This is a genomic window from Pseudotenacibaculum sp. MALMAid0570, assembly GCF_040151415.1.
Taxonomy (GTDB): Bacteria; Bacteroidota; Bacteroidia; order Flavobacteriales; family Flavobacteriaceae; genus Polaribacter.
Genome location: NZ_JBDKWF010000045.1, coordinates 87,846 through 100,040, shown reverse-complemented (window position 1 = coordinate 100,040; position 12,195 = coordinate 87,846). Strand labels below are relative to the sequence as shown.

Annotated in this window: 9 protein-coding genes; 4 read left to right on the top strand and 5 right to left on the bottom strand. The window is 33.3% G+C overall.

Annotated elements, in window-relative coordinates; all coding sequences use genetic code 11:
- Window positions 1–87: 87 nt before the first annotated feature.
- Window positions 88–1,041 (top strand): acetyl-CoA carboxylase carboxyltransferase subunit alpha, encoded by a 954-nt coding sequence (locus tag AAON49_RS03675; protein ID WP_349552730.1) that lies wholly within the window; start codon window positions 88–90, stop codon window positions 1,039–1,041.
- A 177-nt stretch (window positions 1,042–1,218) separates the two neighbouring features.
- Here AAON49_RS03675 and AAON49_RS03670 read toward each other — a convergent pair whose 3' ends face one another.
- The gene (locus tag AAON49_RS03670) at window positions 1,219–2,289 is read right to left on the bottom strand and encodes a TlpA family protein disulfide reductase (protein ID WP_349552729.1); all 1,071 of its coding nucleotides are present in this window, start codon (window positions 2,287–2,289) and stop codon (window positions 1,219–1,221) included.
- Window positions 2,290–2,413: 124 nt separating this feature from the next.
- On the opposite strand from AAON49_RS03670, the gene hutH reads away from it, so the two are divergent.
- Window positions 2,414–3,910, top strand: a complete 1,497-nt coding sequence (hutH, locus tag AAON49_RS03665; RefSeq protein WP_349552728.1) for a histidine ammonia-lyase — start codon at window positions 2,414–2,416, stop codon at window positions 3,908–3,910.
- Here the strand turns inward: hutH and AAON49_RS03660 are convergent.
- From AAON49_RS03660 to AAON49_RS03645, 4 genes are all read right to left on the bottom strand, one after another.
- The gene (locus tag AAON49_RS03660) at window positions 3,907–4,365 is read right to left on the bottom strand and encodes an STM3941 family protein (RefSeq protein ID WP_349552727.1); all 459 of its coding nucleotides are present in this window, start codon (window positions 4,363–4,365) and stop codon (window positions 3,907–3,909) included. The genes hutH and AAON49_RS03660 overlap by 4 nt on opposite strands.
- Window positions 4,366–4,424: 59 nt before the next feature.
- Window positions 4,425–5,012 carry a 2OG-Fe(II) oxygenase gene (locus AAON49_RS03655; protein ID WP_349552726.1) on the bottom strand — a complete coding sequence of 196 codons (588 nt, stop codon included), beginning with the start codon at window positions 5,010–5,012 and terminating at the stop codon, window positions 4,425–4,427.
- Window positions 5,013–5,115: 103 nt separating this feature from the next.
- Window positions 5,116–5,499 carry a hypothetical protein gene (locus tag AAON49_RS03650; RefSeq protein WP_349552724.1) on the bottom strand — a complete coding sequence of 128 codons (384 nt, stop codon included), beginning with the start codon at window positions 5,497–5,499 and terminating at the stop codon, window positions 5,116–5,118.
- A gap of 72 nt (window positions 5,500–5,571) precedes the next feature.
- Complete coding sequence (locus AAON49_RS03645; RefSeq protein WP_349552723.1) at window positions 5,572–8,145, bottom strand: ATP-dependent Clp protease ATP-binding subunit; 2,574 nt, start codon at window positions 8,143–8,145, stop codon at window positions 5,572–5,574.
- Between the two features lie 265 nt (window positions 8,146–8,410).
- Between AAON49_RS03645 and gyrA the strand changes: the two genes are divergently transcribed.
- On the top strand, window positions 8,411–10,915 hold the full coding sequence (gene gyrA / locus AAON49_RS03640; protein ID WP_349552722.1) for a DNA gyrase subunit A: 2,505 nt from the start codon (window positions 8,411–8,413) through the stop codon (window positions 10,913–10,915).
- On the top strand, window positions 10,890–12,185 hold the full coding sequence (locus AAON49_RS03635) for a tetratricopeptide repeat protein (RefSeq protein ID WP_349552721.1): 1,296 nt from the start codon (window positions 10,890–10,892) through the stop codon (window positions 12,183–12,185). The genes gyrA and AAON49_RS03635 overlap by 26 nt, the downstream gene beginning before the upstream one ends.
- Window positions 12,186–12,195: the final 10 nt, after the last annotated feature.

Genomic DNA, 12,195 nt, shown 5'->3' with positions numbered 1-12,195 from the left:
GCAAATTGAATCCAATTTTATAGTAAGTTTGTACACTGTAAATATTCGATTCTATCAATCGATTTTATTGAAAACAAACAACTAATTATGGAGTATTTAGACTTTGAACTACCTATTAAAGAACTAGAAGAACAATTAGAAAAATGTTATGAAATAGGTAAGGATAGCGATATTGATGTTGCTGCTACTTGCAAGAAAATTGAAAAGAAATTAGAGAAAACAAAAAAAGACCTTTATAAAAACCTAACACCTTGGCAAAGAGTTCAGTTGTCAAGACACCCAAATAGACCTTATACATTAGACTATATCAAAGCAATTTGCGGAGATACCTTTATGGAATTACACGGAGATAGAAGTGTAAGAGATGATAAGGCGATGATTGGTGGATTAGGAAAGATTGGAGATCAATCTTTTATGTTTATAGGTCAACAAAAAGGATACAATACCAAAACTCGTCAGTACAGAAATTTTGGAATGGCTAATCCAGAAGGATATAGAAAAGCACTTCGATTAATGAGAATGGCTGAAAAATTTGGAATTCCTGTAGTAACGTTATTAGATACTCCTGGTGCATATCCTGGACTAGAAGCTGAAGAAAGAGGACAAGGAGAAGCCATTGCTAGAAATATCTTTGAAATGACTCGTTTAAAAACTCCTATCATTACAATTGTAATTGGAGAAGGAGCTTCAGGAGGAGCTTTAGGAATTGGAGTAGGAGATAGAGTATACATGATGGAGAATACTTGGTATACAGTTATCTCTCCAGAATCTTGTTCTTCAATTTTATGGAGAAGTTGGGAATACAAAGAGCAGGCTGCTGAAGCTTTGAAATTAACTGGAGATGACATGAAAAAACTCAAGTTAATTGATGGGATTATTAAAGAACCAATTGGAGGCGCTCATTCTGATAGACAAGGTGCTTTTGAAGCTGTGAAAAACACAATTATTGACGCTTTAGAAGAACTGAAAGACTTAAACGATACAGATTTAGTAGCTGCTAGAATGGATAAATATGCTCAAATGGGAGTTTATAAAGAATAGTTAAAACTTTCTTTTGAAATAATCAGATTTTCTTCTTCGATCCTGTCTAGATGTAGGTTTAAATAACTTTCTAGCAACAAGATAAATGAGAATTAAGATTCCAAGTGTTAATAGCATAGCTTAAAATTACAGAATTATATTGAAAATAAAAAAGGCGAGATATATATCTCGCCTTTTTTATTTTACTCCTAATGAGATTAAATAATCTGATATTTTTGGATCTGAAGGTCTTATCTCATTATGATTGACAATATTTCCTTCTGGGTCAATTAAAATAAATCTAGGGATTCCTCTTATTAAATATTCTTGAGAAAAACGAATATGATCTTTACCAGCCCAAAGTTGCGTTCCTCCTAAATTTTTATCCTTTACCATTGTAGCCCATTTTTTACGAGCTTTACTCCAATCTCCATTAGATCTATCCTTGTTATCGGTAGATATGCTAACAAATGAAATGTTCTTTCCTTCAAACTCTTTTTCTAATTTCTTTAAGTATGGGATTTGTGCTAAGCAAGGTCGGCACCAAGTTGCCCAAACATCAATATAAACAAAGTTTCCTCTAAAATCTTTGAGCGATTTCTTTCCGCCTTTAAAATCTTCATAGTTAACAAATTCAGGAGCAGGTTTCCCCTTTTCCAATTTAGCCATTGCTTTTTCTTGTGCTACAAAAGCATCATGAGATTTATCATAATTTGTTTTTAAATATTTGTAGTAGGTTTCATTTTGCCTTTCGATTTGTTTTATGATATCATCACTAGATTTAGTATAAATTGCAGAAATACTATCCATTCCTTTTGTAAGCTGTTCTAATTTCTTTTGAAAACCTTCCTTATCTTGAATCATAAAATCACGAATAGTACCACTCTTTTTCACGTAATTATAACTTGCAATAATAAAATTGTTGCTTTGCGCTCCTTCATCATTTCCTGAATAAGAAAAACTATTTAAGAACTCGTTAGAATCACCTTTTAAGTGGAGGTCATATCCATTTCGAAGATATAAGAACCCTCTTTTTCCGCTGTTGGTAGTAATAGAAAAAGTATTAGGTTTAGCAACCTTTAGAGAATCTTTAAAGGTGCCATCTTCATTTAATTTAATTACTTTCTTCACAGCAAATCCAGAAATTGTAAGGATACTATCCTTATTGTTTTCTAATTTTCCTGAAATACTTAAATAATCTTTTGGATGTTCTTTCGAGCATGAAACCAATATCAAAAGTGATACGATAAGCAATCCTAATTTTTTCATTGATGATGATGTTTTATAAAGCTTCAAAGATAAAAACTAATTGAAAAGAAAAATTGTTAAATTTTGTTGCATATTCAACCCTGAATTTAGACTTTTATATCCACAATCAATCAAAACAAACCTGATGCATTCTATAGACTCAAATCCTTTAGATCTTGCTACTATACATACAATACTTAGCAGCAATGAGAAACTGTCGTTATCACAAAGTGCTATCGAAAGAATTCAAAAGTGTAGAGCCTATCTAGATGAAAAGATGTCATCAATGTCTACACCCATCTATGGAATCAATACAGGATTTGGAGCCTTGTACAATGTGAAAATTAAAGGAGAGAACCTTCAAAAACTTCAAGAGAACCTAGTAATGAGTCATGCATGTGGTACTGGTGATGAGGTTCCTCAAGAGATTGTTAAACTCATGCTGTTGTTAAAAATTCAATCGTTGAGTTATGGTCATTCTGGAGTTCAACTAGCAACGGTGAATCGTTTGATTGATTTTTATAACAACGATATTTTTCCTGTTGTTTATGAACAAGGATCTTTAGGAGCTTCAGGAGATTTATCGCCATTGGCGCATTTAGCATTACCACTTATTGGTTTAGGTGAAGTAGACTACAAAGGAAAACGAATTTTAGGTGAAGAGTTACTCAATCAATTTGGTTGGGATAAGATTAACTTGCAGTCCAAAGAAGGATTGGCTTTGTTAAACGGGACTCAATTTATGAGTGCTTATGGAATTCACAGTTTATTAAAAGCACATAAACTTTCCTACTTAGCAGATTTAATAGGAGCCATTTCTTTAGAAGCTTTTGATGGTCGTATAGAACCTTTTAATGAATTGGTGCATTTGGTTCGTCCGCACAGAGGTCAATTAAAAACAGCAAATAGAATTCAAGAGTTTTTACAAGACAGCGAATTAATTGCCCAAGAAAAGCAACATGTGCAAGATCCGTATTCTTTTCGCTGTATACCACAAGTTCACGGAGCAACAAAAGACACCATTCGTTTTGTAACCAAGACTTTTTTAACAGAAATTAATGCAGTAACCGACAATCCTAATGTGTTTGTTGATGAAGATGAAATTATTTCTGGAGGAAATTTTCACGGACAACCTTTGGCTTTAACCTTAGATTACTTATCCATAGCTATGTCTGAATTGGCTAATATTTCTGAAAGAAGAATTTATCAATTGGTTTCAGGCCATAGACATTTGCCTCCTTTCCTAGTTTCAAATCCAGGATTGAATAGCGGATTTATGATTCCGCAATATACAGCTGCCAGTATTGTAAGTCAGAATAAACAATTAGCCACACCAGCAAGTATCGACTCAATTGAATCTAGCAACGGACAAGAAGATCACGTAAGTATGGGAGCCAACGGGGCTACCAAAGCAAGAAAAGTAGTGAACAATGTACAAACTGTATTGGGAATTGAATTGTTTACAGCTTCACAAGCTTTGTCGTTTGGAAAAGCAAAGAGTTCACCATTTCTAGAATCTTTTTTAAACTCATTTAGAGAAGAGGTTTCTTTGGTTCAAGAAGACAGAGTGATGCATAATAGCATGATGGCTGCTTCTCAGTTTATCGATTCTTTGGATATTGATTCTGAGGAGTTGTTTTAGTTTTTTATAGATTTAGATTTCCATTCATTCATAAGCTCAGATAATTTTTGTGCGGACATGCCGTAAGTTTCAGGCAAAGCTTTTGATAACCTTTTACCAAAGGTGTATTTAGTATGATTTTTATGATAATCAAACATGACCATTTTGTTATAACTATACCAAGTTCTAATGCTATTTACCCTAAAATTTTCAACATCATTCCATTTGGTAAAGTGTGATCGATAAAGACTTCTAATTTCAAAACCTTCTTTAGTTAATTTCAAATAAGAGCTTCCAGGTATTAATTTTAGTATTGCTACAATAACTCCCAAGCCAAAAAATATAATAGTTCCCCATGCAATGTTTGGTTCAATCTCTATTCTGAAGAAGCCTAAATACACAAAACTACTACATATCACTAGCAGTAATAAGTATTTGAATATACTTGGAGATAGTTTTTTTGACTGAATTATCATAGTGAAAACAATTTTTTACAAAAATAGATCTTATTTTCAACTTCACTATAATGTTTTAATTATCTATAAGGAGGTCCCCAAACCCAACCTACTATAGATTGGCGTATTCCTTTGGTAATAGGTGTTACTCTGTGCATTACAAAAGAAGGGAAAATGATAATAGTTCCTTTTTCTCTTGGAGCGTTAATGACTTTTTGATTGGCCATAAATTGTAAATCTCCACCTTCATATTCATCAGGATCCGACAATTGAACAGTAATACTCAGTTTTCTAGCTGAAATATCTCCAGCACCAAAATCCATGTGCCAGTCGAAAAAGTCACCTTCAGAATAGCGTGTTAATTGTAACTCTTCTTGAAAACCTAACAAATCGAACCAGTAGCGTTCGTTATTTGTTTTTACAGCCAATCCTGCCATTTTATCATACACCCATTTATTTTGGGGATTGTTTTTAATAAACATAACAGAACTCTTTCTGAGTTCATCTACATATTCACCAGTTTCGCCAGATGAGAGCGTTGCTTTAATAGTCTCATCATTACTCCACATATCTAAAATCATCTTGATTTCGTGAGGTAGGAATAGTCCATTGTAATAAATCTGTTCAGCGAAATTGTGCTTTAAAGGAAGTCCAAATGAATAGTTCATCGACATAAATATAATATAGTGATACCAACGAATTTAACAGAAAAGTTGTTAGAATCAATACATCAATAAAAGAACAGGTAATTATACCTATAGGAATTAAGGTTTACTCTTCTTTTTCTAAATAAATTTTACCTTCTTGACCTCTCTCCTCTAAAACTAGAACGAGTGACTCTTTGTTTAAAGTTTCAAGTTTCATTTTCTTTTCTAAACCTTTTTCTGTTGTAAAGAAAATAGAATCTTTATTTTTTGTGAATTTCCAAGTTCCTTTTTTAACCGTGTTATTTGTGTTTACTTTATGAACACCGTCTTTTTCAAAAATCATCCACATTTGATTTTGTTCTCCAGGAGGAACAGGCATTTTATTTTCACCCATCTCGATATATTTTGCGAACCATTTTTTGCCGCATAATAAATCTGTTTTAGATTCCTGAAGGAAAGTGCTAGTAAATAAGAAAACAAAGGATAGAGTAATAAATTTAAGTTTCATAGAATTTTATTTATGAGTTGTTAATGACGTTAAAGGTAAAAGAAAAATCCCAAACTCTCGTTTGGGATTTTTTTATTCTTCAGATGGAGTCTCCGAATGTGTTTCGGGAGCTTTCTTTCCTTTTTTTATTTTAATGGTGAGTTCATTCTTTTTTTCATCTAAATCCATTCTAATGGTATCGCCTTCGGTAAGTTTAGAATTCACTATTTCCTCAGCTAAAGCATCTTCAATATATTTCTGAATAGCCCTTTTAAGAGGTCTTGCGCCATACTTTTTATCAAAACCTTTGTCTGCTATATAATCTTTTGCTTTTTCGCTTAGCTTTAATGTATAGCCTAAATCAGAGATTCTATGCAGTAGTTTGTCAAGTTCTATATCAATGATTTTGTGAATATCCTCTCTTTCTAATGCATTGAAAACAATTACATCATCAATTCTATTTAAGAATTCAGGTGCAAAAGATTTTTTCAGAGCACCTTCAATGATTCCCTTTGCATGTTCATCTGCTTGTTCTTTTTTGGCGCTAGTTCCAAAACCAACTCCAGACCCAAAATCTTTTAATTGACGAGCCCCAATATTAGATGTCATAATAATGATTGTATTTCTAAAATCAATACGTCTTCCTAAGCTATCTGTAATATGTCCATCATCTAAAATCTGAAGCAACATATTGAACACATCTGGATGGGCTTTTTCTATTTCATCCAAAAGAACTACAGAATATGGTTTTCTTCTTACTTTTTCTGTTAATTGACCACCTTCTTCATAACCTACATAACCTGGAGGCGCTCCAATCAATCGAGAAATGGCAAATTTTTCCATGTATTCACTCATATCTATTCTAATGAGCGATTCTTCTGTATCAAATAATTCTTTAGCTAATACTTTGGCTAATTGAGTTTTACCAACTCCAGTCTGGCCTAAGAAAATAAAAGAACCAATAGGCTTGTTAGGATCTTTTAGTCCAACTCTATTTCTTTGAATAGCTTTCACCACTTTCGCAACAGCTTCATCCTGACCAATTACCTTTCCTTTGATCATATTCGGTAATTCACCTAAACGACTGCTTTCAGCTTCAGCAACTCTGTTCACAGGAATACCTGTCATCATAGAAACTACTTCAGCAACATTATCTTCAGTTACAATTTCGCGATTTAACTTAGAATCATCTTCCCATTGTCTTTGAGCAGATTCTAAAGCAGCTTCCATATTCTTTTCATCATCACGTAGCTTGGCAGCCTCTTCATATTTCTGTCCGTTAACAGCATTAGTTTTGCGTTCACGAATCGATTCTAATTGCGCTTCTAATTCTAATACTTGTTGAGGAACCACAATATTGGTAATATGAATTCTAGAACCAGCTTCGTCCATAGCATCAATAGCTTTGTCCGGAAGGTATCTATCTGTCATATATCTATTCGTTAATTTCACGCAAGCTTCAATAGCCTCATCTGTGAAATCAACATTATGATGCGATTCATATTTACTTTTGATGTTATGTAAAATCTGTACAGTTTCATCAACACTTGTAGGGTTTACAATGATTTTTTGAAAACGACGTTCTAAAGCTCCGTCCTTTTCAATATTAGTTCTATACTCATCTAAAGTTGTAGCACCAATACATTGAATTTCTCCTCTAGCCAAGGCAGGTTTTAGCATGTTGGATGCATCTAAAGAACCAGTAGCCCCGCCAGCACCAACGATAGTATGAATTTCATCAATAAACAATATAATGTCGTCATTCTTTTCCAATTCATTCATCAAGGCTTTCATGCGCTCTTCAAACTGACCTCTATATTTTGTTCCAGCAACTAAACTTGCAAGATCAAGAGATACAATCCTTTTATCAAAAAGAATACGTGAAACTTTTCTATTTACAATTCGCAATGCCAACCCTTCAGCAATAGCAGATTTACCTACCCCAGGTTCACCAATTAACATTGGATTGTTTTTCTTTCTTCTACTCAAGATTTGAGAAACACGTTCTATCTCTTTATGTCTACCAACAACAGGATCAAGTTTTCCAGCTTCAGCTAATGCAGTTAAATCTCTACCAAAATTATCCAAGACTGGAGTTTTCGATTTTTTAGCTGATTTTCCTTTTTGAGGTTGCTCATAAGGGTTTGGTTTGTCTGCAGAAGAGAATTCATCGTCATCAGAAGGAGTTTCTGCTATTGGGCTAATAGGTAGGTCATTATCAGAATTTTCTACGTGTAATTCTTTGTATAAAGCTTTCGATTGATCATAATCTACATCGTACTTGTTTAAAAGTTTTGTAGTTGGATCATTTTCATTACGAAGAATACATAGCAACAAGTGTGCAGTATCTATAGCATCGCTTTGATATAGTTTAGCTTCTAAAAAAGTTGTCTTTAAAGCTTTTTCTGCTTGTCTTGTTAAGTGTAAGCTCTTTTTCTGATTACCTTCTAAAGAAGGAGCGGACGGATTTAATTGCTCCAATTTTTTTCTAACCAAATCTAGATTCACATCAAATGTCTCTAGAATTTCGATTGCCTTTCCTTCTCCTTTTCTTATCAAGCCAAGTAAAAGATGTTCAGTTCCAATAAAATCGTGCCCTAATCTTAAAGCCTCTTCTTTACTGAAAGTAATCACATCTCTAACCTTTGGTGAAAAATTATCGTCCATATATAGGGTATTAACTATTTGTAAATTTAGTCCTTTTTTCACTAAAAAATTACAAAAAGAGTGCCAGTAGACAAATGCTGCCATTTTGACTTGCAAAAACCTGACGGAAACGCCTGTAAATCAAGGGTGTAAAAAATGTCAAAAAATTATTAAGAAATGTTAATAACTCTAGGGTTTTACAGGTGAAATTTGTTTGTTAAAAACACGAATTATAGTAACTTGCTAGTTATTAAATTTAGTAAAAAATTAACAATACATTTAGCGTATGGCAGACGGAGAAAAGTTAATTCCAATTAACATTGAAGAGCAGATGAAATCTGCTTACATTGATTACTCAATGTCAGTGATTGTTTCAAGAGCATTACCCGATGTAAGAGATGGTTTAAAACCTGTGCATAGAAGAGTTTTATTTGGAATGCATGAATTAGGAATAAAGGCTACGGGAGCCTATAAAAAATCAGCAAGAGTTGTAGGAGAAGTTTTGGGTAAATATCATCCACACGGAGATACTTCTGTATATGATTCAATGGTACGTTTAGCTCAAGACTGGAGTGTGCGTTATATGATGGTTGATGGGCAAGGAAACTTTGGTTCTGTTGATGGAGATAGCCCTGCAGCAATGCGTTATACAGAGGTGAGAATGCAAAAAATATCGGAAGAAATGCTTTCTGATATTGATAAAGATACAGTTGATCACAAGTTAAATTTCGATGATACGTTAAAAGAGCCTACGGTTCTTCCTGCTAGAATTCCAAACTTATTAGTAAATGGAGCTTCTGGTATTGCAGTTGGAATGGCAACAAATATGGCGCCACATAACTTAACTGAAGTCATAAACGGAACCATTGCATACATAGATAATAGAGAGATAGAAATAGATGAGTTAATGCAACACATCAAAGCTCCAGATTTCCCAACAGGAGGAACTATCTATGGATATGACGGTGTAAGAGATGCTTTTCATACAGGAAGGGGTCGAATTGTAATGCGAGGAAAAGCAACAATTGAAGAAGTAAAAGGCCGTGAATGTATTATTGTTACTGAAATTCCCTATCAAGTAAACAAAGCAGACATGATTAAGAAGACTGCTGAGTTGGTAAACGATAAGAAATTAGAAGGAATTTCCAATATCCGTGATGAGTCTGATAGAAAAGGAATGCGTATCGTTTATGTTTTAAAGCGTGATGCAATTCCTAATATTGTTTTAAATAAACTTTATAAATACACGGCTTTACAAACTTCTTTTAGTGTTAATAATATTGCTTTAGTTAAAGGAAGACCGCAACAGTTAAACTTAAAACAACTCATTCAATATTTTGTAGAGCATAGACATGAAGTTGTTGTTCGTAGAACTCAATATGAATTAGATAAAGCTGAAGCTAGAGCCCACATTTTAGAAGGATTAATTATAGCTTCAGACAATATTGATGAGGTTATTGAATTAATCAAATCTTCGGCAAATGCAGATGAAGCTCGTGAAAAATTAATTGCTCGTTTTGAATTGACAGAGATTCAAGCAAAAGCAATTGTTGAGATGAGATTACGTCAGTTAACAGGTCTAGAACAAGATAAGTTAAGAGGTGAATATGACGAAATCATTAAGACAATTGCAGATTTGAAGGATATCTTATCTAATGAACCTAGACGTTATGGAATTATCAAAGACGAATTAACTGTAATTCGTGATAAGTACGGAGATGAACGCCGTTCTGAAATTGAATATGCTGGTGGAGATATGAGAATCGAAGACATGATTCCAGATTCTAAAGTAGTAGTGACAATTTCAAATGCAGGTTATTTAAAACGTACAAATCTAGATGAATACAAAGTTCAAAATAGAGGAGGTCGCGGTCAAAAAGGAGCCACCACAAGAAATGAAGATTTCTTAGAACATTTATTTATTGGAACAAATCACCAATACATGTTGTTCTTCACTCAGAAAGGTAAAGTGTTTTGGATGAGAGTATTCGAAATACCAGAAGGAGGTAAAAACTCTAAAGGTAGAGCAATTCAAAACTTAATTAATATCGAGCAAGATGATAAAGTAAAAGCTTTCTTGGTTACCAAAGATCTTAAAGATGAAGACTACGTTAATAACCATTATGTTATCATGGCTACCAAGAAAGGTCAAGTAAAGAAGACATCTTTAGAGCAATATTCTAGACCAAGAACAAATGGTATTAATGCGATTACCATACGTGAAGGAGATGAATTGTTAGAAGCAAAATTAACTACGGGAGATAGTCAGGTAATGTTGGCGCTAAAATCCGGTAAGGCAATTCGTTTTGAAGAAGCTAAAACAAGACCTATGGGTAGAACAGCTTCGGGTGTAAGAGGAATTACTTTAGCCGATGATAATGATGAAGTAATTGGAATGGTAGCGGTTAATGATATGGAGAGTAATATCTTGGTGGTTTCTGAAAAAGGATATGGAAAACGTTCTAAATTAGAAGATTATAGAATTACCAACAGAGGAGGTAAAGGTGTTAAAACATTGAATATCTCAGAAAAAACAGGTAATTTAGTCGCGATAAAGAATGTAGATGACTCTAATGATTTGATGATTATCAACAAATCAGGAATCACTATCAGAATGGCTGTAGAAGATTTACGTGTCATGGGAAGAGCTACTCAAGGAGTGAAACTTATCAATATCAAAGAAAATGATAGTATTGCTGCTGTAGCTAAGGTAATGCACGAAGAAGAAGATTCTAGTGAAGAAGAAAATGGCACAGAAATTGAAAATGAAACGAACGAGAATCAAGAATAAAAACTTAGAATTAAATAAACTAGTAATGAAAACTAAAGTATTAGCGCTTTGTTTAGGATTAGCTTCTTTAGCTACTTTTGCGCAAAAGAATGAAATAAAGGCCGCTGAAAAAGCGCTTAAAAAACAGGATATTACCACTGCAATGACAGCATTAACTGCAGCAGAACCACTTATCTCTAACGCGCCAAAATTAGCATCGAAATTTTATTTCTTAAAAGGACAAGCTTATGCAGCAAAGAAAGATTTTAAAGTAGCTGCTGAGGCCTACAATAAACTTTTTGATGTTGAGAAAAAAGCAGGTAGATTAAAGTATACTGATCAAGCTAAACCTTTGTTGGAAAAATTAATGAATGATATTGTGAATGAAGGGTTTGCTCATTATGAAGCTAAGAACTTCAAGAAAGCATCTGAATCTTTCTACATGAGATATTCTTTAAATAATAAGGATACGCTATTTTTATCCAATGCTGCTCAAACTGCTTTTCAAGCTGATGATTTAGAAACATCTTTAAAGCATTACAAAGAGCTTAAGAAAATTGGATATACTGGAATTGCTACTACTTATTTGGCTACTAACAAGGAAACTGGAGTTGTAGAGAATATGGGAGGAAAGAAGCAAAGAGATCTTGTTGTTAAATATGGAACTCATAACAATCCACAAGACAAAGTTTCAGAATCTAAAAGAGGAGATGTTATCAAGAATATAGGAATTATCTTAACAAGACAAGGAAAAGTAGACGAAGCTATGGTAGCTGTACAAGAAGCTAGAAAAGCGAATCCAGATGATATGTCTTTACTTTTTACTGAAGCAGATTTGTATTTGAAGTTGAAAAAGATGGATAAGTTTGGTGAGTTGATGGAAGAAGCAATTAAGAATGATCCAAATAACCCAATATTATATTACAACTTAGGTGTTGTTAATTATAATGAAAACAAGTATGAAGATGCTAAAAAGTATTATAAAAAGGCTATAGAATTAAAGCCAGATTATTATGATGCGCATATGAACATGGCTGTAGCAATACTTGAGAAAGAAAAAGAGATTGTTGAAGAAATGAACAAAAATCTTTCTGATTTTGACAAGTATGATGCTTTAGTAGAAAAGCAAAAGCAAGTGTATAAAGATGCATTACCGTATTTAGAAAAAGCAGATAAAGGAGCTAGAAGTATAGATACAGTAAGAACATTATTAAATATCTACGAAACTTTAGAAATGGAAGATAAAGCGAAAGTATACAGAGAGCTTTATAAAACATTAAGATCTAAATAGTTTCTTAGCA